This window comes from Bacillus sp. JJ1764 (genome assembly GCF_036962145.1).
In the GTDB taxonomy this organism is placed as follows: Bacteria; Bacillota; Bacilli; order Bacillales; family Cytobacillaceae; genus Neobacillus.
In genome coordinates this window covers 1-26493 of the sequence record NZ_JBALNY010000029.1, presented here as the reverse complement: position 1 = coordinate 26493, position 26493 = coordinate 1, and the positions used below count along the sequence as shown (strand labels likewise).

At 38.2% G+C, this 26493-nt stretch carries 26 protein-coding genes and 2 pseudogenes; 1 reads left to right on the top strand and 27 read right to left on the bottom strand.

Annotated elements, in window-relative coordinates; translation table 11 throughout:
- Window positions 1-311 precede the first annotated feature (311 nt).
- The 4 genes from V7083_RS04515 to V7083_RS04500 form a co-directional block, all read right to left on the bottom strand.
- Window positions 312-782, bottom strand: coding sequence for a flavin reductase family protein (locus tag V7083_RS04515; RefSeq protein ID WP_335475815.1), 471 nt, complete (start codon window positions 780-782; stop codon window positions 312-314).
- Window positions 783-1012: 230 nt separating this feature from the next.
- Complete coding sequence (locus V7083_RS04510) at window positions 1013-1294, bottom strand: hypothetical protein (RefSeq protein ID WP_335475813.1); 282 nt, start codon at window positions 1292-1294, stop codon at window positions 1013-1015.
- A gap of 18 nt (window positions 1295-1312) precedes the next feature.
- The gene (locus V7083_RS04505; RefSeq protein ID WP_335475810.1) at window positions 1313-2734 is read right to left on the bottom strand and encodes a radical SAM protein; all 1422 of its coding nucleotides are present in this window, start codon (window positions 2732-2734) and stop codon (window positions 1313-1315) included.
- The gene (locus V7083_RS04500) at window positions 2727-3470 is read right to left on the bottom strand and encodes a prolipoprotein diacylglyceryl transferase (protein WP_335475808.1); all 744 of its coding nucleotides are present in this window, start codon (window positions 3468-3470) and stop codon (window positions 2727-2729) included. The genes V7083_RS04505 and V7083_RS04500 overlap by 8 nt, the downstream gene beginning before the upstream one ends.
- A gap of 124 nt (window positions 3471-3594) precedes the next feature.
- Between V7083_RS04500 and V7083_RS04495 the strand changes: the two genes are divergently transcribed.
- On the top strand, window positions 3595-4143 hold the full coding sequence (locus tag V7083_RS04495) for a GNAT family N-acetyltransferase (RefSeq protein WP_335475806.1): 549 nt from the start codon (window positions 3595-3597) through the stop codon (window positions 4141-4143).
- Between the two features lie 18 nt (window positions 4144-4161).
- Here the strand turns inward: V7083_RS04495 and V7083_RS04490 are convergent, their stop codons facing one another.
- The 23 genes and pseudogenes from V7083_RS04490 to V7083_RS04380 form a co-directional block, all read right to left on the bottom strand.
- Window positions 4162-4362, bottom strand: coding sequence for a hypothetical protein (locus V7083_RS04490; RefSeq protein WP_335475804.1), 201 nt, complete (start codon window positions 4360-4362; stop codon window positions 4162-4164).
- A 57-nt stretch (window positions 4363-4419) separates the two neighbouring features.
- Window positions 4420-4872: a VOC family protein gene (locus tag V7083_RS04485; RefSeq protein ID WP_438823692.1), complete on the bottom strand. Its 453-nt coding sequence runs from the start codon at window positions 4870-4872 to the stop codon at window positions 4420-4422.
- A gap of 282 nt (window positions 4873-5154) precedes the next feature.
- A pseudogene (locus V7083_RS04480) lies at window positions 5155-5469 on the bottom strand (VOC family protein); the annotation flags it as partial.
- Between the two features lie 132 nt (window positions 5470-5601).
- Window positions 5602-6147 carry an outer spore coat protein CotE gene (locus V7083_RS04475; RefSeq protein ID WP_335475802.1) on the bottom strand — a complete coding sequence of 182 codons (546 nt, stop codon included), beginning with the start codon at window positions 6145-6147 and terminating at the stop codon, window positions 5602-5604.
- A 204-nt stretch (window positions 6148-6351) separates the two neighbouring features.
- Window positions 6352-6807 carry a RicAFT regulatory complex protein RicA family protein gene (locus V7083_RS04470; RefSeq protein WP_335475800.1) on the bottom strand — a complete coding sequence of 152 codons (456 nt, stop codon included), beginning with the start codon at window positions 6805-6807 and terminating at the stop codon, window positions 6352-6354.
- A 1-nt stretch (window position 6808) separates the two neighbouring features.
- Window positions 6809-8353, bottom strand: a complete 1545-nt coding sequence (gene miaB / locus V7083_RS04465) for a tRNA (N6-isopentenyl adenosine(37)-C2)-methylthiotransferase MiaB (RefSeq protein WP_335475798.1) — start codon at window positions 8351-8353, stop codon at window positions 6809-6811.
- A gap of 192 nt (window positions 8354-8545) precedes the next feature.
- On the bottom strand, window positions 8546-9412 hold the full coding sequence (locus tag V7083_RS04460) for a 2-oxoacid:ferredoxin oxidoreductase subunit beta (protein ID WP_335475795.1): 867 nt from the start codon (window positions 9410-9412) through the stop codon (window positions 8546-8548).
- Window positions 9413-11152, bottom strand: a complete 1740-nt coding sequence (locus V7083_RS04455; protein ID WP_335475793.1) for a 2-oxoacid:acceptor oxidoreductase subunit alpha — start codon at window positions 11150-11152, stop codon at window positions 9413-9415.
- A 532-nt stretch (window positions 11153-11684) separates the two neighbouring features.
- On the bottom strand, window positions 11685-11945 hold the full coding sequence (gene spoVS, locus V7083_RS04450) for a stage V sporulation protein SpoVS (RefSeq protein ID WP_038541258.1): 261 nt from the start codon (window positions 11943-11945) through the stop codon (window positions 11685-11687).
- Window positions 11946-12119: 174 nt separating this feature from the next.
- Window positions 12120-12917: a TIGR00282 family metallophosphoesterase gene (locus tag V7083_RS04445; protein ID WP_335475791.1), complete on the bottom strand. Its 798-nt coding sequence runs from the start codon at window positions 12915-12917 to the stop codon at window positions 12120-12122.
- A 95-nt stretch (window positions 12918-13012) separates the two neighbouring features.
- Window positions 13013-14572: a ribonuclease Y gene (gene rny, locus V7083_RS04440; protein WP_335475789.1), complete on the bottom strand. Its 1560-nt coding sequence runs from the start codon at window positions 14570-14572 to the stop codon at window positions 13013-13015.
- Window positions 14573-14879: 307 nt separating this feature from the next.
- On the bottom strand, window positions 14880-15920 hold the full coding sequence (gene recA / locus V7083_RS04435; RefSeq protein WP_335475787.1) for a recombinase RecA: 1041 nt from the start codon (window positions 15918-15920) through the stop codon (window positions 14880-14882).
- Window positions 15921-16419: 499 nt separating this feature from the next.
- Window positions 16420-17670: a competence/damage-inducible protein A gene (locus tag V7083_RS04430; RefSeq protein ID WP_335475785.1), complete on the bottom strand. Its 1251-nt coding sequence runs from the start codon at window positions 17668-17670 to the stop codon at window positions 16420-16422.
- A 21-nt stretch (window positions 17671-17691) separates the two neighbouring features.
- The gene (pgsA, locus tag V7083_RS04425; RefSeq protein ID WP_335475783.1) at window positions 17692-18270 is read right to left on the bottom strand and encodes a CDP-diacylglycerol--glycerol-3-phosphate 3-phosphatidyltransferase; all 579 of its coding nucleotides are present in this window, start codon (window positions 18268-18270) and stop codon (window positions 17692-17694) included.
- Window positions 18271-18357: 87 nt separating this feature from the next.
- On the bottom strand, window positions 18358-19254 hold the full coding sequence (locus V7083_RS04420) for a helix-turn-helix domain-containing protein (protein WP_335475781.1): 897 nt from the start codon (window positions 19252-19254) through the stop codon (window positions 18358-18360).
- 20 nt (window positions 19255-19274) lie between these two features.
- The gene (locus V7083_RS04415) at window positions 19275-20063 is read right to left on the bottom strand and encodes a DUF3388 domain-containing protein (protein ID WP_335475779.1); all 789 of its coding nucleotides are present in this window, start codon (window positions 20061-20063) and stop codon (window positions 19275-19277) included.
- A gap of 175 nt (window positions 20064-20238) precedes the next feature.
- Window positions 20239-20487, bottom strand: a complete 249-nt coding sequence (locus V7083_RS04410; RefSeq protein ID WP_335475776.1) for a DUF3243 domain-containing protein — start codon at window positions 20485-20487, stop codon at window positions 20239-20241.
- Window positions 20488-20565: 78 nt separating this feature from the next.
- Complete coding sequence (gene ymfI, locus V7083_RS04405; RefSeq protein WP_335475774.1) at window positions 20566-21288, bottom strand: elongation factor P 5-aminopentanone reductase; 723 nt, start codon at window positions 21286-21288, stop codon at window positions 20566-20568.
- A gap of 74 nt (window positions 21289-21362) precedes the next feature.
- Entirely contained in the window at window positions 21363-22655 is a 1293-nt protein-coding gene (gene yfmH, locus V7083_RS04400; protein ID WP_335475772.1) for an EF-P 5-aminopentanol modification-associated protein YfmH, read from the bottom strand.
- On the bottom strand, window positions 22655-23935 hold the full coding sequence (gene yfmF, locus V7083_RS04395) for an EF-P 5-aminopentanol modification-associated protein YfmF (RefSeq protein ID WP_335475770.1): 1281 nt from the start codon (window positions 23933-23935) through the stop codon (window positions 22655-22657). Before yfmF ends, yfmH begins: the two co-directional genes overlap by 1 nt.
- Before the next feature lie 169 nt (window positions 23936-24104).
- Window positions 24105-25064 (bottom strand): ABC transporter permease, encoded by a 960-nt coding sequence (locus tag V7083_RS04390; RefSeq protein ID WP_335475768.1) that lies wholly within the window; start codon window positions 25062-25064, stop codon window positions 24105-24107.
- A gap of 1 nt (window position 25065) precedes the next feature.
- On the bottom strand, window positions 25066-26112 hold the full coding sequence (locus V7083_RS04385; protein ID WP_335475766.1) for an ABC transporter permease: 1047 nt from the start codon (window positions 26110-26112) through the stop codon (window positions 25066-25068).
- Window positions 26105-26493 (bottom strand): annotated as a pseudogene (locus tag V7083_RS04380) (heme ABC transporter ATP-binding protein); the annotation flags it as partial. The gene V7083_RS04385 and the pseudogene V7083_RS04380, both read right to left, overlap by 8 nt.

The following is a 26493-nucleotide window of genomic DNA, read 5'->3' as shown; positions in this document are numbered from 1 at the left end:
TACATTTTGCAGAATCCACTTTCCATCACGCTTTAAACTCACACCTTCTAGCTGTAAAACCATTTCTTCTACACCTTCTCCAAAAATTTATATTATACTTAATAATACTAAAATTTTCAGAAGATATAAATAATTAACTGTGTTTAGTAGATTTTGGCTAATGCCAAAAAGGATTCAAGAAAACATAGAATAAGTTGAATTTGATTGTAATCTAGACTTCAACAGTCAACGATCCTGATACAAATGTAATCCAAATGAAAAAGATGCCAACCAGGCACCTTCTTCATTATTCCTCCATAACACCCATTATTTTAATTTGAGTCTTTTGTTAGTGAGCGATATTTTCCGCTAAAATATATCAGCGGTTCTAAGTCCTCCACGTGCAAGCCAGTAACTTTTCCAATAAATAGTGTATGATCCCCTTCGACATGTGTTGCTGTCGTTTCACAGGCAATTTGAGCAATTGCCCCCGGTAAAACTGGCACCTCCCCCAAACGATCAAAAACCACTTCACGATTGTCTTTCACCTGTCCGGCAAAAATCATGGATATCTCCTGCTGGTTGTCTGCCAAAATATTGATGGAGAAATGGTGGCTTTGTTTTAATTTTCCCAGCATATGCGCCTTTTCCGAAACTGAAACTACCACCAATTTTGGATTTAGTGAAACCGACATAAAGGCATTTGCTGTCATCCCGTGTATTTTTCCTTCTACCTCAGTTGCTACTACAGTGACTCCAGTCGCAAATTTTCCCATCGCAGTGCGAAATTGACGGTCATCCATATTCTTTCCCTCCTAGCCATCTTAATCTTCTCTTTAAAAATTATGATACTGACCGGGCTTTATACCATTTTGTCTTTGACTTGATTCATTAGGAAAAAGAAGATCATTAGGTCCATATACACTTCTTATTTGACAGCGAACTAGTAGGACTGAACTCAGTTATTTTTTTCGAAAAAAAGACTCCTTACATTTACGTATGCGGAGTCTGCTTCAAATTAACTTGTTTTATTTCATCCGCCAAAACCGGAAATAATGATTCCAAAACAAGCTGTGAATAATAAAATATTTAACCCAAGCCCAATTAATGCTCCCTGCCCAAGCCTTGTTCTTCCCTTAACAAAGCTGACGATTGGAATGATTATTAATGCCATGGCAGCTATACACAAATACGGAAAAAAGAATGCTCCCCCAATAAACAAAGTTAGTACTCCCAATAGATAGATTCCTAACGAAATTCCAATCCCAAGCCAAAGATCTTTTAGCGATTCTTTATTTCCATGATTCTTGCTCAAATGCCTCACTCCCATAATTTATTCGGCATTGATGAACGTCCTTCCCTCTAGCTCCGCACGAATTTTTAAAAGCTCCTCTTCTTTATCATCCCGATAAAATAAATTATACGTATCAAACGGAATAATTCTTCCATCGGGATGAGCAATATGAACACAAGATTTTTTCACTGAACGGACATCAAAATTATAAGCATCTAAAAATTGCATGATGATGACTCGAAAAACATTATCATAGCCAATTTGTCCCGGAAGTGAGACCTTCGGCAAACAGCATAGCAGATCTTTTAACGACAACGCTGATGACGCCGGCGAATGATTTAATGAAAATAATTTAAAAATCATATTCTTTATACTATCATCTTGTTCAAAAACGATGGTGTTACGCTCACCTTCAAGTAAGATATTAGGATCAATTAATCCAGTTAGAGGGGTAACCTCCCCATTCAATTTTAAAGCATACCCCATTGCAAGGCAGTCTGGATGGCACGGGACTGGTATAATATCCTTGGAGTTAAATACGTTCGATTGATCAATGATCATCTGCCTAACTTCACTTAAAGTTAACCGATTTACAGCAGGATCAAATTCTTCTAATCTTCCAGCCGCCTGAATAGGTTGGAAAGTTACACCCCGAACACAATTCTGGCTTAGGCCGTATTGAATAATTTTACCGACTTCATGATCGTTTAACCCTTTTTTTAACGTTACAACCAATGTTGTGGAGATATTATATTCATTCAAATTTTCGATTGCTTTTTGTCTTACTTCTCTTAAATCTACTCCCCTTAGCTCTTTCAATGCTTCCTCTTCGAAACTGTCAAATTGAAGGTAAATTTCAAATCCAGGTGAATAATCAGCAAGCCTCTTTACAAATTCCTTATCATTCGCTATTCGAAGACCATTGGTATTCACCATGATATGTCGAATAGGCCGTGTTTTTGCTAAATCAAGAATGTCAAAGAATTGGGGATGAATCGTCGGCTCGCCGCCGCTAATCTGGACAATATCCGCTTGCCGTTCATTTTTAATAATATTATCTAACATGTATTCAATTTTCTCCAAACTTCGGAAGCTCCCTTTTTGTGGAGAGGACTCTGCATAGCATATTGGACATTTCAAATTGCATCTTTCGGTAATCTCAAGTAGAGTTAAACAACTGTGTTGCTCATGATCGGGACAAAGACCGCAATCATATGGGCACCCATACTTAATTGGGGTGTTCCAGCGATACGGCATCTCCGATGGCTTAATAAATTCACGACACCACTTATAATAGTCAACATCGGTTGATATCAATACCTTTTCCCTCCCATGCTTCAGACAATTCTTTACGAGATAGACCTTTTCATTTTCAATAATGACCTTTGCTTCCACTTTTCTCAAACAAGTTGAACAAATACTGTTTGTTAATTCATAAAATAAATACGGTCGATTAGGCATGGATTCCTCTCCTTTTTGCAGAATGTTTTTTCATAATCAGCCAAACATAGTAGCCAATTCCTATTAAACTGGCAAGTTGAATATTATTGAAACCTAAATAGGGATGAGGTGTTGGTTTAATAAAATCGATTAGGAGCCGAAAAAGAAGATATCCCGACATGAATAATTGAAATTGCAACCCTTCCCAGCCTACCTTGCTTTTTTTTACCAAATAGATATTAAAAGCCAGCACGCCCAAGAAGACCATTTCATAAAGTTGGGTTGGATGACGTTTGATCCCATCACCAAAATCTATTCCGGTCAGCCACGTGGTCTCCACTCCATAGGTATGATCGCTTAAACCCGTTAAAAAGCAGCCAATCCTGCCGATCATCATTCCAACAGTTAATGGCAGAACGAAATCATCCCCAGTAGACCGGGTCCATCCAATGCACTTTTTCGCAAGTTCTACTCCAATTAATCCACCTAATAAACCTCCAACTATGGTTTTTCCTTCAATCAAATAGACGAAATTGTGCAGATTATCAAAAGTCCTTTTCGGATCCTCCAACAAATATAAAAGCTTTGAACCAAAAGCAGCCCCAAGAGTAGCCCCAACTATTACCCACAAGGCCTTATCCATTGGAATTCTTTCCTGATTTCGGGTATATAAATAGACCCGAAATCCGATAAAATACGAAAGGCTTTCAAATAAGAGATGGGGATGGATGCCAAAAATATAGAACGGAAAATGCATGTGGCTCCACTCCTTTAGATNNATCTAAAAGTAGTGATAATCATTGGGATACCCCTTTATTTTTAGAAGTAATGACATTACACTTAAATTACCATTGGAGATTTTCCCAAAGGAAGGTGTAACTGTGAAATTTCCCATTTTAGAGACAGAACGTTTGAAATTAATCGAATTAACCCATCATCATGTCGATTGTGTTTTTGAGATTTTTTCCATGGAGGAGGTAATCAAATTCTACGGTACGGATCGTTTTACTATTCCTGCCGAAGCAGCGAGTCTAATTGAATTATTTAGAAAAAATTTTGTAGAAAAACGTGGGATTCGCTGGGGAATCAAATTAAAGGAATCACAAAGAATCATTGGTACTTTAGGGCTTAACGGATTGCAGCTAAAAAATAAACGTGCGGAGATCGGCTATGAACTCCACCCGGCATATTGGCGTAAAGGATATACCTCTGAGGCCATTACGAGTGTATTGAAATATAGTTTTGATCAGCTTGATTTGTTCCGGATTGGCGCTGTCGTTTTACCGGAAAATGAACCATCCTTAACCTTATTAAGAAAACTGGGGTTTAACAATGAGGGTTTACTTCGCAGTTATATCTTTCAAAATGGGGAGCCGCAAGACACATACATCCTATCCCTTTTAAAAACAGAATGGAAAAAAGCCAGGTAAACTCATTCCTGGCCTTTGCTATTCTTCAAAGTAATCTTTAAATTCTTTTGGATTTTTTACCTCATCACTATGATAGTACGGATTATTTTCAGTGACATCTTTTGGATCTAGATTCGTTCTTATTACAAGCTTTGGCTGGGATGAACTTTCAGCAATCAATCGGTCGTTTAACTGATCAAAATCTGGTAAGCTTTTATTTCCAGGCTGTTTAGGCTCCATGTTTCTTCACCTCCTAGAAATAGCTTACGGACTTTTTCAATTAATCATTCACCTTTTTTAGATACCTGTTGAATTCATTAAAACCACTCTCCAACCATCTGGGTCCTCAATCGTAACACCACCTCTTCCCCAGTATGGATTCTCAGGCTTTACTTTATGAAATCCCATTTCCGCAAGTCTCATAGCTATTTTTTTCAATTCAAATATATTAGGTATATAAAAGACAAGTAAATGCTCTTTGGTTGGTTTAGGTAATTCCATGTACTCTTTAGATTGGGTGAATTCCAAATGATAAGGGAATTCCGGTGCCCCGAACATGACTCCATCATAACCCTCATGACCATGAAATTCTCCAATTTTTCTTAACCCCAGTCCCTGTTGATAAAATTCTGTTATTTTCTCTATTTGATTGGTCGGACGAGCTACACGAAATTGTACAGCGGGAACAGATCCCTTCCACTCTTTTTTTACGGTCCATTCATAAGGATATACCGGATGACTAAATTGCATTTCATGGTCCCCTGAAATAACAGCTTTAATCGGATGTATGGTTGCTGGGCGTTTTGTGGGATACCAGTGGCGCCCTTCTTTTACCATCACAAATACTCCTTCTTGATCACCATAAAAGGAGAACGAATCACTCTCAGTTTGAAATGTGGATTCAATAGTTGAATTGAGATCCTGTTGAATCTCGTGAATCGAATAGACTGGCATCCCTATTTCACCGACATCAAACCAGCCAGTTGTATTCTCATTCCCCCAAAGAAAAGGTCTTTCTAGCACTTCTAGAATATTTCCATCTGGATCCGTGAAATATGCCTGCTTTCCTTCCCAAAACATACTAAAATTCCCTTCTTCATCTGACAATAAACAATTAACACTTGAGAGTCTTTCACAAATATAATCAAAGTAAGTATCATTTGTGCGAAAACAAATATGATAAAATGGTTGACTCAAATCCCGTTCAAATATTAGTTTTGTAGTACCTGCCATAACGGAAAAATAGTCAACTGATTCGTTCAAAAGATGCATTTCCAGTACATCGGTGTAAAACCTTTTCATTTCTTCTAAATGAAAACAATTTAATGTTAATTGGAAAATTTTCATTATGAATTCCCCCTTTTTTCTTCATTATAATGGAGTCAATTCACATATTTGTCAGACTAAAGTTGTAACCTTTTTCATCAAATAGCCTTACCAAAAAGAAAAAACTAGGAAGTAGAAACCTCCTAGTTATGGTTATTCTTCTTCGCCACCGACTAAGAAATCGGGATTTAGCTCTTCGAATTCTTCGTCGTCCACATCCATGCACCATTCATCGTCATCTTCCTTGCAGCCTTCTGGGTTAATCCTAACACAAACCTTCGTTTCACCAATTACTTCCACAAGGAATTCTCTTTCGACATGAACAATAATGCGATTGCCATTTGGGGAAATAACAGCTTCTGTGCAATTTGGCTGTTGCAATACACGTGCAACGATTTCATTATCATCCAGGCAGTCGTGGTCACGATACTTTAATTTGATGACATCTGTATATTGAACCCGCTCCGTCACTACCTCCGTTTTGGTGTTATCGTTGAAGGAATACCAAACGTTAATGTCATACGATCCGTGAATCTCTACGGTTTTACCAACTTTTTTCGCGTTGTATTTATGGTTGATAATCCAACATCCAAGGATACTTGTTGGATTATGTGCCGGGCTAATCGTATGATTGGACTGGGTGAATTTACGTCCTTTTGCGACGACGGCCTTCGTAATTATCTCTCTATATTCTCCCATTTCGCGCGAACCCTCCTCATTCAGTTTCATTTCATCCTATGCGATTGTCTAAACTAGTGTGATATATAATTTTGCAAATACTGGTTAAAAGTTTAGTCATGATTCATACTATGCGGGAAACTGGGGTGTGTGCGTTCTGGGAATGGAATTTCAAAGCATGAAAACAATAAAAAACCAGGCTTATCTTAAAGCCTGGTTACCATGTTAATGATCGTGATCGCAATCGTCGTGCCCTTCGCAAGATCCGCCGCCATGTTTTAAACTGGCACCTGTTTCTCCTAGTAACACATCTCCGCCAGTGGAAGTGATAATTTCATCCGTAACAGTATTAGAAATAGTTGAAGCAATCAGTTGAAGAAGATCATTCACGTCTACTTGTGATTGCTTAAACTCTTGAACAACTGGTATTTCATCCAATTCCTGTTCAAGGGAAGCCATTTTCTCTTCCACCTTTTTTAATGCTTCCGGCTTACCATAATGTTGAAGATTAACAGCTTGTTTTTGCAATCCCTTAATATCAGCAATTAACGTTTTCACCTTTGGATTTTCATGAATATGTGCCTCTGCACGTTTAAAAAAATCCACTTCTTCTGTTTCCGCTATCATGCGTGCTAACTCAGCTGCGCGAGCAACGATATCGTCTTTCGTATATTTCGCCACTTTAGTTCACCTCTGCTGTTTCAAGTTCTTCCACCATTTCTCCGTTTAACGACCATGTTTTTGCCTCTTTAATCTTTACTCTAACAATTTTACCTATCGCTGATTTTGGTCCAACAAAATTTACTAGCTTACTTTTAGACGTATAACCAGCCAACACTTCGGAATTGTTCTTGCTTTCCCCTTCAACAAGGACCTCAACAACCTGACCTTCATATTTTTTCAGGGCTTTGGCAGAAAGTTCATTCACAACATCATTTAAGCGCTGAAGACGTTCCTTTTTCACTTTCATCGGTACATTGTCTTCCATTTTCGCAGCAGGTGTACCTTCCCTTGGCGAATAAATGAAGGTGTAAGCTGATTCATAGCCAACTTCACGATACAGGGACAAAGTTTCTTCAAATTGCTCATCTGTTTCATTTGGATATCCAACAATGATATCTGTGGTTAAGGCAACATCAGGAATAGCAGCTTTAATTTTCTTAGCCAATTCCAAATATTGCTCTCTTGTATATTTTCTCGCCATAATCTTTAAAACGTCTGTTGAACCGGATTGCACTGGCAGATGAATGTGATTCATTAAGTTTCCACCATTTGCAAGCACTTCAATTAAATGATCATCGAAATCACGAGGATGGCTGGTAGTAAAACGAATCCGAGGGATATCAATTTTACGTAATTCATCCATTAAGTCACCTAAACCATATTGGATGTCCTCGAAATCTTTTCCGTACGCATTTACGTTTTGACCAAGTAATGTAACCTCTTGGTATCCCTGGGCTGCCAAGTGTCGTACTTCCTGAATAATTTCTTCTGGACGTCGACTGCGTTCTTTTCCGCGGGTAAATGGAACAATACAGTAGGTGCAAAATTTATCACAGCCGTACATAATATTTACCCATGCTTTAATATTTCCACGGCGTTCCTTAGGAAGGTTCTCAATAACGTCACCTTCTTTGGACCAAACCTCTACCACCATTTCTTTTGACATATATGCCTCGTTTAAAATATGAGGTAAACGATGGATATTATGGGTTCCAAAGATCATATCAACATGATGATACGTTTTCAAAATCTTGTTTACCACTGATTCCTCTTGAGACATACAACCACAGACACCTAGAAGTAAATCTGGTTTCTCCATTTTTAAAGCTTTTAAATGCCCAAGTTCTCCAAACACTTTATTTTCAGCGTTTTCGCGAATGGCGCAAGTATTCAGCAAAATCACGTTTGCATCTTCTGTACTGTCGGTTGGCTCATAACCAAGGGCTAGAAAAATTCCTGCCATTACCTCAGTATCATGTTCATTCATTTGGCAGCCATAGGTACGGATATAAAACTTCCGCCCATTACCCATACCACGGAATTCTTCAGGGATTGAAAAATCGTGATGATATTGCACTTCTTCCTTACCGCGTTTTTTAGCATCTTTTAAAGATGGTGCGGTAATCACTTGTTCGAAATACTTACTGTAATCCTTGGCGGATTTTTTGTCCGAAGAATTATCAGTGACTACTTGTTGTCCTTCTAAACGTTGTTTTTCATTCATGTACAAGAATTCCCCTTTCTTCTTTTTGACTATGAAAGTTTTTTTAAAACTTAACTTCAATAGCTCAATAAATTTGGATTTATCTGCACATTATAATAGTATAAAGGTTTACATGTTTGAAAACAATAGAAAATCAAGGCTGCTCAAAGTGCGTAAAAAATCCCGGGGGATACCCGGGATTTTACTAATTTATTACATAAATTCGGCTACTAATTTATCAAAGTAGTTTTGATCAAGGTTAAGCTCCGCTTGTGTAAGTGGTGCTTCTGCATATCCATGTACTAATTCTTGGTATGATTTTTGTTCAGTATTCTGATAAATCAAACCTGTAACTAAACCGTTATGCTTCATTAACGTGTTCATTGCCATTTCACGGCTATGTGGATTGTAGCCTTCTATTTCACTTAATTTCGTAAGGTTCTCTTTAAACCAATCGTAGGTATTTACCTTATTGTACGTTACACATGGGCTGAATACGTTGATTAAAGAAAATCCTTTATGCCTAATTCCTGCCTCAATTAAAGCAGTTAAATCTTTTAAATCAGTTGAAAAACTTTGAGCAACAAAGGTAGCTCCAGTTGTTAAAGCTAATTCCATTGGAGAAATCGCTTGTTCAATTGATCCTGCAGGAGTTGATTTTGTCTTAAAGCCTGCTGCAGAACGTGGAGAAGTTTGTCCCTTTGTTAGACCATAAATTTGGTTATCCATTACGATATATGTGATATCAATATTGCGGCGAATAGCATGTACAGTATGACCCATACCAATCGCAAAACCGTCACCGTCACCACCAGAAGCAATAACTGTTAAATCACGATTTGCCATCTTAACACCTTGAGCAATCGGAAGTGAACGGCCATGAATTCCATGGAAACCATATGAGTTAATATAACCAGAGATACGTCCGGAACATCCAATACCAGAAATAACAGCCAAATTTTCTGGTTCTAAGCCAGCATTTGCAGCAGCACGTTGAATTGCCGCTTGTACAGAGAAGTCGCCACAGCCAGGGCACCAGTTCGGTTTAACATCATTGCGGAAATCTTTAAAAGTGGCCATTTAGAACAACTCCTTACATTTTGTATAAACTTCATGTGGCAAGAAAGGATTACCATCATATTTAAGATGTTTATAGATTTTATTAGCGTGTCCAACGTTCATTTTCAAAATGTTTGTTAACTGGCCAGTCGCATTGTTTTCCACTACTACTACTTTCTTAGCAGATTCAACAAGTGGAAGAACTTCATCTGTTGGGAATGGATGAATTAAGCGAATGTGAGCATGGTTCACTTTGATTCCGTCCTTCTCTAAACGAGTCATCGCTTCTTCAATTACACCACGTGTAGAGTTAAAGCCGACGAATAATACATCTGCTTCTTCATGCTTTGCATTTTTGTAAACTGGAGTGTCAAACTTAATATTATCAAGCTTTCTCATACGCTTATCCATTTGTGCAAGCCTATTAGCAGCAGATTCAGATGGTTTACCTGTCTCAGCGTGTTCTACACCTGTTACATGGTGGATACCGTTTTTCATACCTGGAATAACCCGTGGTGAAATGCCATCCTCTGTTACTTCGTAGCGTTTAAAGTATGCATTTTTATCATCACTTGCAGGAATTTCACCAGTGATTAATTTCCCACGTCTGATTTCAACTTTACTTGAATCTAGTGGTTCAACCGTTTGTTTTCCTAATGATAATTGTAAGTCAGATATTACAATAACTGGACACTGATATTCTTCAGCCAAGTTAAATGCTTCTGCCGTATCATAGAAAGCTTCTTCAACAGTACTTGGTGCCATGACGATCTTTGGAATTTCACCATGTGTACCATAAATCATTGCCATTAAATCAGATTGTTCCTGTTTTGTTGGTAATCCTGTAGAAGGACCACCACGTTGGGTATCAACAATAACAAGTGGAGTTTCAGTCATTCCGGAAAGACCGATTGCCTCCATTTTTAAGGATAAGCCTGGTCCAGCGGATGCTGTAATGGTACGAACACCTGCATAGTTGGCGCCAATCGCCATAGTTGCAGCTGCAATTTCATCTTCTGTTTGGATAACAGTACCGCCAAGAGCAGGTAATTTTTTAATTAAATATTCCATAATTTCAGACGCTGGTGTGATAGGGTAAGCAGCCATAAAGCGACAGCCTCCTGCAATGGCACCTAATGCAATTGCATCATTACCAATCATAAACATCCGCTTTTTACCATCCGCTTTTTCCAAATGCATTGGTTGAATGTCAGAACCTAGATTGGATTTAAGATTTTCAAAACCAGCTTTGATTGCGTCCATGTTTTTAGCTACAACTTGATCGCCTTTTTTACCAAATATTTCACGTACCACTTCTTCAAAAACGTGAATATCCAAATCAAGTACAGCAGCAGTTGCACCAATCGCAACCATGTTTTTCATTAACGAAGTACCAAGCTCAGTTGCAATTTCAGTAAATGGTACGGCAAATAATGATGCTTCGGTGTCTTCAGGTTTTTTAGGATTGAATTTTGCATCAGCAAGGATAATTCCTTTGCTATGAAGCTCTTTGTAGTTTAAATCGATAGTTTCTTGATCAAAAGCTACCAGGATATCAAGATCATCAGAAATAGAGCGAATTTCAGTCGTACTTACCCTGATTTTGTTGTTTGTATGACCGCCCTTAATACGAGATGAAAAGTGACGATAGCCATACAAGTAATAGCCCAGGCGATTCAATGCAATTGCAAAGATTTCCCCAGTACTTTCAATACCTTCCCCTTGTTGTCCGCCAACTTTCCACGAAAGTTGATTGATCATGTCTTACACCCCTTTGGATATGTAAAAAATATATTGGTTGGATCATGTATTAGTGTAGCACTTTTCCGAGTAATCCACTAGAAATTAGCTTATTCATAAAAAGAGTAAAATTGCCACTAGATAGAAACAAGGATTGTACTAAACGCTTACAATTCTAGACCTATGAACCGAAAATTGCAACCCTTTACACTCAAATATTGTCTAAAATATGAATATTTTTTTATTATTTTAAATTAATGCCTTTGAATCTTTGAAAACACTAAAAAAAAACGGGACAGAACAGTATATTTGCTCATTTTGTTCAACTATTATAGTACAGTTAGAATCGATATTATATAAACTTCCTTTATTCCAAAATAATATTTTCATGGACTTACACTCTTAAATATGAATCAGTAAACACAAAAATACCTGCTTGTTTGACACAACCAGGCAATAAGTTTCATATTTTTCATTTTCAGGTGACCTTTTTTATCCCCCGCCCATGACTTACATGGTAAGAACGTTTTTTACCCCCAGTTATTTGATGATTTTATCTCGGCTCAACAATTAACTTTATTGCTGTACGCTCTTCTCCATCAATCAGTATATCTGTAAATGCTGGGACACAAATCAAATCCACTCCGCTAGGTGCTACAAATCCTCGAGCAATGGCTACTGCCTTTACGGCTTGATTCAATGCACCTGCACCAATTGCCTGTATTTCTGCAGCTCCTCTTTCACGCAGAACTCCGGCAAGTGCACCAGCTACAGAATTAGGATTAGATTTTGCTGAAACTTTTAATATTTCCATTCCTAGCTCCTCCTTGTAAAATCCCGATTCCGCATGAGCAGTTTCATGAACAAATCAGGTATATAACATTCCACTGCTACTATATTCATGTAAAGTATGACATATTCCGGCTTGGACAAAAAAGGCTGAAGAATTCACGCAAAAAAAATAAGAACAGGGTAAATTCTCCTGTTCTTACGAAAAAAATGGATGATCATCATTAATGAGAATAGGTTGAATCTTTTTGGCGTGTCCTGATTTAGCGTCTAAATCAATTAGGACTGCACTTAATTGATTTCTACCTTCTTTAGGTACCTCAAAACGGACAGGCAAGCTAGTTAAGAACCGTTTTAAAACCGCTTCTTTTTCCACTCCGAGAATTCCATCGTACGGTCCTGTCATACCTACATCCGTTAAATAGGCAGTTCCACCAGGTAAAATACGATGATCCGCCGTTTGTACGTGTGTATGTGTGCCAACAACAGCAGATACTTTTCCGTCCAGATACCAGCCCATTGCTTGCTTTTCACTAGTAACTTCAGCATGAAAATCAACAAATATGAATGGAGTTCTTTTTCTTGCCTTCTCCACTAGCTCATCGGCCTTTTGAAACGGGTCATCTATCGGATTCATAAATGTACGTCCTTGAAGATTAATAATGGCGACTTCATATTGATTGATTTTTAGAAAAATAATGCCTTCTCCTGGAGTATTCCTTGGAAAATTGGCAGGCCGCACTAAATATTTAGCCTGATCAATGAATTCAAAAATTTCCCTGTTGTCCCAGGCATGATTTCCTAATGTTACTGCTTGGGCACCCCATTCCAAAAATTGACGGTATATTTTTTCAGTTATTCCTTTTCCGCCTGCAGCATTCTCTCCGTTTATAATGGTTAACTGCGGACGGTACTTTTCCTTTAATTTTGGCAAATATTCTTTTACCATATCTCTGCCCGGGGATCCTACTACATCACCGATAAAAAGAAGATTCATATTTCGTATTGCCCTTTCTTTTATAAGAATTTGTTTTTAAATTGTAACATATATTAAAGTGGTCGCAAAAAATAAAGCGGTGCAAGTGCACCGCTTTACTTTGCATATTCTACAGCCCGAGTTTCTCGGATTACTGTCACTTTAATATGTCCTGGATAATCCAGCTCTTCTTCGATACGCTTCCGGATATCTCGAGCCAACCGATGTGCAGCTAAATCATCAATCGTATCTGGTCTTACAATGATACGCACTTCACGCCCTGCTTGAATAGCAAATGATTTCTCAACACCCTCATAGGATTCTGAGATTTCTTCGAGCTTTTCAAGACGACGGATATAATTTTCAAGTGTTTCACTGCGTGCACCAGGTCTGGCAGCTGATAGAGCATCTGCAGCAGCAACAAGTACGGCAATAATTGATGTTGGTTCTGTATCACCATGGTGTGAGGCAATGCTATTGATGACAACTGGATGTTCCTTGTACTTAGTAGCAAGTTCTACTCCAATTTCAACATGGCTCCCTTCCACTTCATGGTCAATCGCTTTACCAATATCATGCAGTAATCCTGCTCTTCTAGCTAACGTTTCATCTTGACCAAGCTCTGCAGCTAATAAACCGGAAAGCTGTGCAACCTCCATCGAATGCTTTAATACATTTTGACCATAGCTGGTACGGAATTTCAAACGACCAAGAATCTTAATAAGATCCGGGTGAAGTCCATGGACTCCAACTTCAAAGGTTGTTTGCTCCCCAACTTCACGAATGTACTCATCCACTTCACGGCGTGATTTTTCGACCATTTCCTCAATTCGAGCAGGGTGAATTCTGCCATCTTGGACAAGCTTTTCAAGTGCCAAGCGGGCGGTTTCCCTACGAATTGGGTCAAAACCTGATAAAATAACAGCTTCTGGGGTATCGTCGATAATCAAATCAATTCCCGTTAATGTTTCAAGCGTACGAATATTACGTCCTTCACGACCGATAATACGGCCTTTCATTTCATCATTCGGAAGGTTGACTACAGAAACTGTAGTTTCCGCAACATGGTCAGCAGCGCAACGTTGGATTGCCAGCGATAGAATTTCTTTCGCTTTTTTGTCTGCTTCCTCTTTAGCGCGATTTTCACTTTCCTTAATCATCATCGCTGATTCATAAGAAAGTTCTTGCTCCACACGATCGAGAATAATCGTTTTAGCTTCCTCACGCGTTAAGCTCGAAATTCGCTCGAGTTCAGTTTGTTGTGTACGTACCAACTCGTCCACTTTGCTTTCCATCTCTTCAATATGCTGTTGTCTTTGGTTTAGAGAATCTTCTTTCTTTTCTAAAAGAATTTCACGTTTATTTAACGTTTCATCTTTTCGATCTAAATTCTCTTCTCTTTGCAGTAAACGGTTTTCTTGTTTTTGCAGTTCATTTCTTCGCTCACGAACCTCACGTTCTGCTTCAGTACGAAGCTTGTGAATTTCATCCTTTGCCTCTAACAGGGCTTCCTTTTTTAATGAATCAGCATCACGTTTAGCATCTTCGAGAATCTGCTCCGCAGCATTCTTTGCACCTGCTATTTTTGCTTCAGCAATGGATCTACGAATAAAATAGCCAACAACGGCACCGACGATAAGGCCAAGCAAAATGGAGATGATCGTAATTGGGTCCATCGTTACACCTCCTCTTGCTATGAACTTTTGTTTCGTTTTTTTAAGTGTCGGCATGTACATTGTTTAGACTCAACATACAGCAAGCACTAAGGCTTTTTAGCAATGTAATATTTCCAAAAATGTAAAATATACATATTAATTGTAAAGGTGGGGCAATTTATTGTCAAGGTTTAGAAAAATTGGCTTTGGATTATTTCGAATCTTTTTCTAAAATAATAGGTGGTAAGTATGTAAATTTTATAAGCAATATTCAAATCGTTATAAAAACAGCAAGACCCTCATGGAGTCCTGCTATTTTTTTATAGGATTAATCCAATAATTCTATTTGATCGTCATCTTCCGTTTCAACAACTGTTTTTTCTCCATCCAATCCAAAGTGCTCGCGGATTTTTTGATGGATCTCCTGACGAAGTTCAGGGTTTTCTTTTAAGAATAATTTTGCATTCTCACGACCCTGACCAACTCGCTCTTCATTATAGGAGTACCAAGCACCACTCTTTTGCACAATTTCCAATTCTGCTCCCATATCGATAATTTCGCCTTCTTTAGAGATTCCTTCACCGTACATAATATCCACTTCAGCTGTTCGGAACGGAGGAGCTACTTTGTTTTTGACAACCTTAATTTTTGTTTTGTTACCAACTATGTCAGTTCCTTGCTTTAATTGTTCAGCACGGCGGACTTCAAGACGGATGGTGGAGTAGAATTTTAGAGCACGTCCACCAGGTGTCGTCTCGGGATTTCCGAACATGACACCAACCTTTTCACGAATTTGGTTTATGAAAATAGCTATTGTTTTAGATTTATTAATTGCTCCTGATAGTTTACGAAGTGCCTGTGACATTAGACGAGCTTGTAAGCCAACGTGAGAGTCACCCATTTCACCTTCTATTTCAGCTTTTGGCACTAGAGCCGCTACCGAGTCGATTACGATGATATCAACTGCTCCGCTTCGTACTAATGCTTCTGCGATTTCAAGTGCCTGTTCACCTGTATCCGGCTGGGATAGTAATAATTCGTCAATATTTACTCCCAATTTTTGTGCGTATGCTGGATCCATAGCATGCTCAGCATCGATAAATGCTGCTTGTCCGCCTTTTGCCTGTACTTCTGCGATGGCGTGAAGTGCGACCGTGGTTTTACCTGAACTTTCTGGACCATATATCTCAATGATTCTTCCGCGAGGGTATCCACCCACTCCCAGTGCTACGTCAAGTGCAAGGGAGCCGCTTGGTATTGTTGAAATTTTTGTTTCAGTTTGCTCTCCCATTCTCATAATGGAACCTTTACCAAACTGTTTTTCTATTTGCTTTAACGCCATCTCTAAGGCGGCCTTACGGTCACTCACAAATAGTTCCTCCTTTTTATCATTAAATTTACTTATTTCTGTAATCTATTAATTAATGCCTATTAATAATATAACCTCTTTTTAAGGATTTGTCGAGCAAAAACACGAACATTCATTCGACCCTTTTCTAAGGTGTTTTAAAGGAGAAAATGGCTTTTTCTAACTGTTTTTGTCATTTCTCTATGTTTTTACTTAAAGATTGGTAATTATTCTCTTATCTTCAGAAAACTACTTTGTAAATAGGAATTGGTTCTGCATGACTGCTTTTAGTTCTTGGACCTACTTTTGGAAACGTAGACCTCTTCTATATGACTCTATTTCGTTCTTCTACTGATTTTCAAGCAGATAGGAAAATCTCTATCCTACCTATTTTTCATTGACACATCGAATTTCGGGCAAATAAACAAACTCTATTTTCCCTGATATAAATAAAATTTAACTCTATGACAGTTAGATCATTTATTGTTCCAGTTCATTCTATAAAAAAATCACAGAGTTACTAGGCACTCTGTGATTCCTTCAAATATTTAAGTAAATAATAGCAGCCGAATTTTACGGCGCGAGCCCGATTGGCCTCTCGTGAGCCTCCAAGTGTTAGTTTTTGAACCATTGTCGGACGTCCAGCAATGGTAATTCCGATATAAACAGTTCCAACAGGTTTTCCCTCGAGTTCATCCGGACCGGCAACACCGGTAAAGCTAATACCAATGTCAGTAGAAAAAATTCTTGCCGCATTTTCTGCCAATTCTTTAGCGCACTGTTCACTAACAGCACCATGCTGATCCAATGTTTCAGAACGGACTTGTAACACCTGATGCTTGATTTCATTGGAATAGCAGACGACTCCGCCTTTAAAAACCGAACTGGCTCCTGAAATTGAGGTGATTTCCTGTTGGAACATCCCGCCTGTTAAGCTCTCGGCAGCTGTTACAGTTAATTGCTGTCTTTTTAGCAGTTTGGTCAGTTCTTCAAGAAGAGACGTATCATTATAGCCGTAAAAAAATTCACCTACTCGATGATTGATTTTCTGTTCTAAAACATCAAGCATGAATTGTGCCTCATTGTGGTCTACATGCTTTGCAGTTAACCTCAATGTTACTTCCCCATCTCCAGCGAGCGGAGCAATGGTTGGGTTTGACTGGGCATCAATTAAATCGATAATTTCTGTTTCTAAAGCAGCTTCCCCTATTCCGAAGAAACGAAGTACACGAGACACAATCTGTTTTTGACTTCCACCATGCTCTGCAATAGCTTTGGCACCATAATGCAAAAACATCGGTTCCATTTCTTTAGGAGGTCCCGGGAGCAGCATGTAGATATGATTGTCTTTTTTTATGACCATGCCAGGTGCCATTCCGTGATCATTAGGAAGCACCTGTGATCCTTCTAAAATAAGAGCCTGTTTTCTGTTATTTTCAGTCATTGGGCGGTTCGCTCTTTTAAAATAGTCCACAACCGCTGTCAATGCCGTGTGATCGATAACAAGATTTTTTCCAAGGTGACGGGCTATGGTTTCTTTAGTCAAATCATCCTTTGTTGGCCCGAGGCCACCGGTAAAAATGATGATTTGTGCCCGTTTCTCCGCTGTCTCTATTGCAGATACTAATCGATTTGAATTATCCCCCACAACTGTGTGAAAATAGACGTCAATTCCCAAGTTTGCCAGTTGCTGAGACAAAAATCGGGCGTTTGTATTTACAATTTGCCCAAGAAGCAGTTCAGAGCCAACAGCAATAATCTCAGCATTCACATTGATCACTCCCAAAAAAAACTATTTAGAATTTTTTAGTATATGGCTGTTTTTTGCAAAATAGTCCCAGCCAGACCATATGGTAAATATTAATGCAACCCATAATGCAAGCATATCAAAACGGAATGGAATCATGACAAAAATAATGTTATGTAGTAAAAGGGATGAAATAGCAATAATTTGAGTCCATGTTTTGATTTTACCTAGCATATTTGCTGCCACTACCTCGCCTTCACCAGCAAGTAAAAGACGCAGTCCTGTAACGGCAAACTCCCTACTGATAATGACAATTACAATCCATGATGGAGCATACTGAAGCTCGACAAGAACGATCAATGCTGCCGAAACTAAAAGTTTATCAGCAAGCGGATCAAGAAATTTCCCCATATTTGTCACCAGGTTATATTTTCGTGCTAAATGACCATCAACCCAGTCAGTTGTAGAAGCAACAATAAAAATCAACGCACCAACAAAATGGGTTATGGGCATATCCGCGCCAAGGAAATGAATATTTCCCCACTCAAATGGGACTAACATAATAATTAAAAACAAAGGAATCAATAATATTCGAGATACAGTTATTTTATTTGGTAAATTCATGGTTTGTCCTCCTATTAGAAACCAAAAGGCACAATATCTAGTACCTTTTAAACAAAATTACATGAGAAAATAGCCATCAACAGATGACTATTGGCTCTTCGGTACAAATTGGATCGTAATATCCTGTCGAACTTGCTGATTTGCCGGAATGGAATACTCCAACTTTTGATCATTTACATAGATATCTGTGACAGTTGAATTTCCAATGATCATGACAGCTTCACTTTCGCCGGATAGATCCACGGTTTGATTATCAACCTGACCTGCTCTAAGGGTCCCTTGATAAAACGATTTGCCTTTTCCATTTTTCACACTTACCCAACTTTGCCCCCTGGACACTAGCTTAATAACAAATTTGTCCGCATTATTTAATGAATAAGTGGTATTACGGCCGCTACTTTGAACAACAGATACCTGTTGTTCCGCCGTTTTGACCTCTGGAGCTTTTTCTTCTTCTTTCTTTTGGCCTTTATCATTATTATTTTTTGATTTATCTTTATCAGTTGATTTTGCTTTTTCAAGACTTTCAGACTTTACATAATTTACAGGTTCATGATCTTTACTAACTTGCTCGTTTGAGTCACTTCCTGCATGACTGGACACAAAATAATAAACAATACTGGCAATACCAATGACAAAAACCACGATAATTACTTTTGGTAATATATCAAATATTTTTGAGTTTCCTTGTGAAATGGTTTTATGCGTATTTACCCTTGATAAATTTTGTGGCAATTCATCATGATGGGCTGCAGGGATCTCATTTTTATAGGTTTCAAAAATTTCATCCGGATTTAGACCAAGTGCTTCTGCATATTGCTTTATAAAGGCACGCACATAAAAATTCCCGGGCATGCTGGAGTAATCGCCTTCTTCAATTCCAATTAAATATCGTTTTTGGATTTTTGTCATAGTTTGTACATCATCGAAACTTAATCCTTTGTTTAAACGGGCTTCTTTTAATCGATTCCCTAATTCCGTCACCTATTAACACCTTCCAATAATTAAAAATCAAAATCTCCGAAATCTGAACCAGAGAACATATTGTGTTGATCAACGACCTCGTAAGTAATTTCCTCATCGGCATGATTTCTTAGCTCAATGATATAATCAAAATCTTCAAGGGTATATTCGGAGTTTTGCACAAAAATATCAGGATGTTCAATAACTTTTACAGCAGGCATCCTCATAATTTCTCTTACAAGCTGCCAATGGCGCTCATTCGCCCGCCTTGTTGAAACAATTCCATCTAAAATAAATAAATTATTAGCATTGTACTCGTCTTCAATGAGCTGATTGCGGATGGTTTGTTTTAACAGGGTGGATGACACGAATAACCACCGTTTATTAGCACAGACACTGGCTGCTACAAGAGATTCTGTCTTGCCGACTCGAGGCATTCCACGAATCCCAATCAGTTTATGACCTTCTTGCTTAAATAATTCTGCCATAAAATCAACCAAAACTCCAAGTTCGTTCCTTACAAAACGGAATGTTTTTTTATCATCCGCATCTCTTTGAATATATCTTCCATGCCTTACTGCAAGGCGATCTCTCAATTTTGGTTCTCTAAGTTTAATTATTTTTATTGTGTCCATTGTATGTAAAATTGACTCAAGCCTTTTTATCTGATTATCATCTTGTGCTTTAATGAGCAATCCTCGTTTGCCTTCGTCCACACCATTTATGGTTACAATATTAATAGAAAGCATTCCTAAGAGGGATGAGATATCACCTAATAAACCCGGACGGTTTTTTGTAATTTCATATTCTAAATACCATTCTTTTTTCATGCATTGCTTTCCCCCTTAAAGAAGTTTCGACATTTTTTTCATTCGCATCCATCTAAACCCTATCATATATGATTTTCATGGAAGATGAAAGAAAAAACACAAACCGTCATAATGGATATTATAAAAGAAGACTATAAAATATACAAAAATAAGAGAGGAGTTGCCTCCTCTCTTACTATTCACTCTTTACTAGTTTAACCATTACTTTCGCAATAGCCTGTTGCTCGTCTGGGCTAGCAACTGACCACATATCGGAAAGAACACGCTCTTGCTCGTTTTTAGGATCAACATTGTCAGCTAAATAGCCCCCGATTTGATAAGCAAGACTATTGATAGCACCTTCGCTCATTCCTTCGTTTTGAGCATGTTGGAGACGATCTCCCAGAAAATCCTGCCATTGCTTCCAGTTATCTAAAACAGACATCGTTTTGACCTCCTTTATAATGGTACAAGGTTATTTTGTGATGCAGACAGGGAAAATATTCGTACATATTTTTGAATTTTATATGTACCACCCACCGTTAATTGCTAAGATTTGCCCTGTTATGTAACTTGAATCTTCCGATAATAAAAAGGAAACACCTTTAGCGATTTCTTGCGGTAACCCTAATCTGCCCATGGGAATTTCAAATTGAATCTGTTGTAATTCCTCATCAGAGAATTCTTCCATCATCTTGGTTTCAATAGCGCCAGGTGCTATTGCATTAACTCTGATCCCATTTAAAGCCAACTCCTTACTCAATGCTTTAACAAAAGCAATCTGCGCGCCTTTTACAGTGGAATAGGCAACTTCACAGGCCGCACCAGTCTGCCCCCAAATGGATGAAATCATGACGATATTCCCTGACTTTTTCCCTAAAAATTTGGGAAGCATTTCTTTTGTCAGCATTAACGGATTGTAAACATGAAGATTTAATAACTTCTCTAGATCTTCTGATTTTAAGTCCATGAGAAGACCATACTGACTATTTCCACTGCAATAAACAATGCCATCAAGCGAGTATATTTGAGGACAAATCTGCAGATAGCCATTTTGCAAGGATAAATCAGCTTTGATGGGGATATACTCACCGCCAAATTGAATTAGATTTTGTAATAATTCCTTTATGGATGACTCATTTTGATGATAGTGCAAATACAGATGATATCCTTTTTCAGCTAAATAATAGGCGACTGCTTGTCCGATTCCTCCACTTGCTCCCGTGATTAAAATATATTTTTTCAAGCTTTCATCATCTCTTTCTCCTCAGTTAAAAATATAGTAGGAAAAGCGCCGGCAATGCGACGCTTTCCTGTTAGTTATTTTTGTTTTGGTACTACCTGGCATACAGCTATACGTTCTTCATTGATGACCTCACCTGCCAAATTTCTAACATCAGCTAAAGTGATTTTTTCAAGGGTAGGAACAACATCAAACAAATTCATATCATTAAAGGCATATCGAGTAAACTGATTAGCTATATATTCTGGAGAGTTTACTGCTCTTAAGAAGGCACCAATCTTTTTCTTTTTTGCTCGATCTAATTGTTCTTCTGTAAAAACATTTTGGCTATTGACATCCAGTAGCATTTTTTTCAGTCGTTCCGTCAACTGATCAGGATTATTCGTATCCCCACCAATCATGGCGAACCCAAAGCCTTGTTCTTGCGTGTAGTCATAGGAGAAAGTTTCATCAATCAATCCTTCATTATATAACAGGTCAAAGTTTTCGGAACTCTTGCCAAAGAGTAAATCAAGAAGAACATTCATCGTTAATTCATTTTTTAACATTTCTTCTCCCGTTTGATCCACGTGGAGTGCCTTGATCCCAACAAGACACTTAGAAGTCTGAACGTTCATGTGCAATACCTGTTTTTTCTCTGCTACTTCTGTCGGTTCCTCTTCAAATTTTCGTTTAATTTCCGGCATTTCCTTATATTCTTTTTTAGCTTGATTTTCCCTTACTTGATTCATGATTTTTTCCGCGTCAATAGGACCCACTATGAATAATAGCATATTGCTTGGATGATAGAAGGTATTGTAACACTCATATAACCAGTCCTTCGTAATATGTGAAATCGATTCAATGGTCCCGGCTATATCAATGTTTACAGGATGATTTTTATATAAGTTTTGAATGATTCCAAAATAAAGTCTCCAGTCAGGGTTATCATCATACATGGTAATTTCTTGACCAATTATACCCTTTTCTTTTTCAACCGTTTTTTCAGAAAAATATGGACTTTGGACAAAATCAATTAGTGTTTCCAGGTTTTTTTCAACATTCGAAGTGCTTGAAAATAAATAGGCTGTTCTGGTAAAGGAGGTAAAGGCATTTGCTGATGCCCCCTGCTTACTAAACTGTTGAAATACATCGCCATCTTCCTTTTCAAACAATTTGTGCTCAAGGAAGTGGGCAATTCCGTCAGGCACTTTTACATATTCAGTTTTTCCTATTGGAATAAAGGTATTATCGACTGAGCCATATTTTGTGGTAAAAGTTGCATATGTTTTATTGAAACCTTTTTTAGGGAGTACATATACATTAAGCCCATTCATCATTTTTTCGTGGTAAAGTTCCTCTTGAAGCTGGTCAAAAGTAATTTTTTCCATTAATTGCCCGCCTCCATTCCTGTTAGGAAATAAATTGTATCAAGTTCGATTTTATTTGCAACATCGATAATTTCTTGCCGAGTCACCTTTTGCATTTCGTCTAACCAAGTGGATAGTTTTATATCTGAAGTGGCCACAACATTATGATATAAAATTTCAAGTAGTCCTCTTGAAGTGTCAATCGTTTCTAAAATTTGATTTTGAATAACTGCTTTCGTTTGATCAAGCTCTTCATCAGTAAAGCTGCCATTTTTCATGGCATCCATTTGTTCATGGATAATCCCTACAGCCTTATCGTAATTTTTCATATCTATTCCGGACATTACCATTAAGAGACCCTTATGACTCTCCAGACGACTTGCAGCGTAATAAGCAAGACTCGCTTTTTCCCTGACATTGATAAATAGCTTTGAGTGGGAGAATCCCCCAAAGATTCCGTTAAACACTTGCAGAGCAAAATAATCCGGATCACCGTAAACTATATTGGTCTTATAGCCAATATTAAGCTTACCTTGTTTAATATCTTGTTGTTCTTTAACCTCTTTAACGTCCTGACGTTTCTTCCAATCATACGGTGGTGCTTTAATAGGGGTGCGAGATTCAAATTGAAGAAGTTCTGAAGCAAACTGTTTTACTTCTTCCTCCTTGACGTCACCTACTACATAAAGATCCATTTCATCCCCTTCTAATGCCTTTTGATAATATTCATAAAGACTTTCAGGGGTAATAGAATCAACGGCATCGGCTTCACCATTGACTTGTAAAGCATATGGATCTCCCTGACACATCTCTTCGATCAGCCTGAAGTTGGAATAACGCATTTTATCATCAAACACAGATTGAATTCGTTGCTTTTGTGTCCGTTTTTCTTTCTCTACTGTCTCTTTATCAAAAGCATTTGCAGAAACATTGGGATTCAGTAATATTTCTGAAAGCAGTTCAAAACCTTTTTTTAGTAATGGACTTGAATCGGAAAGAAACTTTTCGTTGGGTACTTCAATAAGTAAACTAATTACATGATATGGACCTTTTTTTGCCAAATCTACATACAGTGTGGCTCCATATAGTTCATCTAAATATGACCGGAGTACTGTCGTGGTTGGATGTTTTGCAGAACTGCTTTGAAGAACATGTGGAAGTAGAGCCCGTAATGTAACATCTTCTTTTGATAATGGTGCTTTCATTCTCCATACCAATAAATTAGTCTTATATTTATCTGTCTCAATGACGTGAAGCTTATATCCCTTCATTTCTATTACTTTTTCTGACATGGCATCCATTTACTTTCCTCCTTATGATAAAAAGGTCTTACCTTATGATATGTAAACATTTTTCTTTATATTTTTTCCCAGGAGCGAAAACCTATACTGATAACTAATATTTTACTTTTTATATTATATAATTCCAAATAATTTTAAAAAAAAGACCCTCAGTGAGGGCCTTTTAATCTTAACGACTTCCTTTGATATAGTGCGTTCCGTCTGCTTTAGGTGCATCAGCACGGCCGATAAATCCGGATAGTGCAAGAATTGTTAATACATACGGTGCAATTAACAAGTATACACTTGGTATTTCTTTTAAGAAAGGTAAGCTTGAACCAATGATACTGATACTTTGGGCAAATCCGAAGAATAGACCGGCTCCGAGTGCACCAAGTGGATTCCATTTACCGAATATCATCGCTGCAAGCGCCATAAAACCTTGTCCGCTGATGGTAGCATGACTGAAGTTGTTAGTAATGGATTGTGCATAAATAGCACCGCCGATTCCACCAAGAGCGCCTGAAATAATGACACCGATATAACGCATTTTTGTTACATTGATACCCATTGTATCTGCAGCCATTGGATGTTCACCAACGGAACGAAGACGCAGTCCAAATGGGGTTTTAAAAATAACATACCAAGCAACTATAGCCACAATAATGGCCAAAAATGATGTCCAATACGTGTTTTGGAAAAGGATCTTACCTAGTAGTGGAATATCCTTCAATACTGGAATGTCAATCTTGTTAAATCCTTTACTGATAATTCCAGTTTCGCCTTTTCCGTAAATTTCTTTTACTAAGAACAAACAAAGCCCTGCAGCAAGAAGGTTAATCGCTACCCCTGATACCGTATGATCTGCACGGAATGTGATAGCCGCTATAGCATGTAAAATGGAGAATAATGCGCCTGCTACCATCGCTACAATTAATGCGATCCACGGTGTGGCATTTCCAAATGTGTCATAAAACGATAAGTTAAATACGATTGATGAGAAAGCACCTATTACCATTAAACCTTCAAGTCCGATGTTAACTACTCCGGACCGTTCTGAGAAAATACCGCCTAATGCAGTGAAGATAAGTGGAGCAGCCCAAACTAAAGTGGAAGGAACAACGATCATTAAAATGTCCATTAAGCTCAACTTACTTCACCTCCTTTTTCCCAAATCTGTCAAGTACTAGTCTGATGATATAGCTTGAAGCTACGAAGAACACAATTAGTGCAATAATAATATCAACAAGTTCATTAGGTACGCCTGCTTCAAGAGGCATGTTTAAGGCGCCCACTTTTAAAGCACCAAACAGAATAGCTGAGAAGAATACACCAAGTGCTGAATTTCCACCTAACAAGGCAATAGCAATACCATCAAATCCAACCCCAGTAAAGCCACCCTTTGTAGTGATATAACCGAATGTTCCTAGTCCTTCCATCGCGCCTGCTAAACCAGCGAACACACCGGAAATGACCATAGACAAAATGATGTTTTTATTAACATTCATCCCTGCATAATGTGCAGCATCTTGATTAAAACCAACCGCCCGTAATTCAAAACCTCTGGTTGTTCTTTCTAGCAGGAACCACATGATAAAGCAGCAAGCGACTGCGATAATGATTCCCCAGTGAAGTCTTGAATAGTCGGTAATACTTTCTAACCAACCGGATCTTAACGTTGCTGTATCTTTAATCATGTCAGTTTTATCTTTATGGTCAGTTAACACGTTTTTAATCAAATAGTTTGTTACATGTAAGGCCACATAATTCAACATAATAGTTACAATAACTTCATGAACGCGAAGACGTGCTTTTAAAAACCCTGGAATAAAAGCCCAAAGTGCACCTGCTACCATGGCAGCTAAAATAGCTAATGGTAAATGAATGACCTTCGGTAAATCAAAGGCTACTCCCACCCAAACAGACGCCAACCAACCAACCATAAATTGCCCTTCAACCCCGATATTGAATAATCCGACGCGAAAAGCAAAAGCCACTGCCAAACCTGCTAATATATATGGTGTCACTTGGCGGACAACTTCTCCGAAATAATAAACCTGACCAAAGGCACCATTCCATAATGCGGTAAAGGCTGCGATAGGATCATATCCGCTGACCACCATGATAATGGTTCCCACAATTATCCCTAATAATACGGCAATTAGTGGTGTTAAAATACCTTTCAAGCGTTTAGACATTTGCACCCGCTTCCTTTCTACTTGATCCAGCCATAAGCAATCCGAGTTCCTGCTCATCTGTTTCTTTCGGATCAACAATTGCTACAATTTTCCCTTCATAAATAACAGCAATTCGGTCACTGACATTCATGACTTCATCCAATTCGAATGATACAAGCAAAACTGCTTTTCCCTGATCACGCTGTTCAATTAAACGTTTATGAATGAATTCGATGGCACCAACATCTAAGCCGCGGGTTGGTTGGGCTGCAATTAATAAATCTGGATTACGATCAACTTCTCGGCCAATGATGGCTTTTTGCTGATTTCCTCCGGATAATGCTCTTGCCAAGGCATATTCGCTTGGTGTACGAACATCAAATTCACTGATTAGTTTTTTTG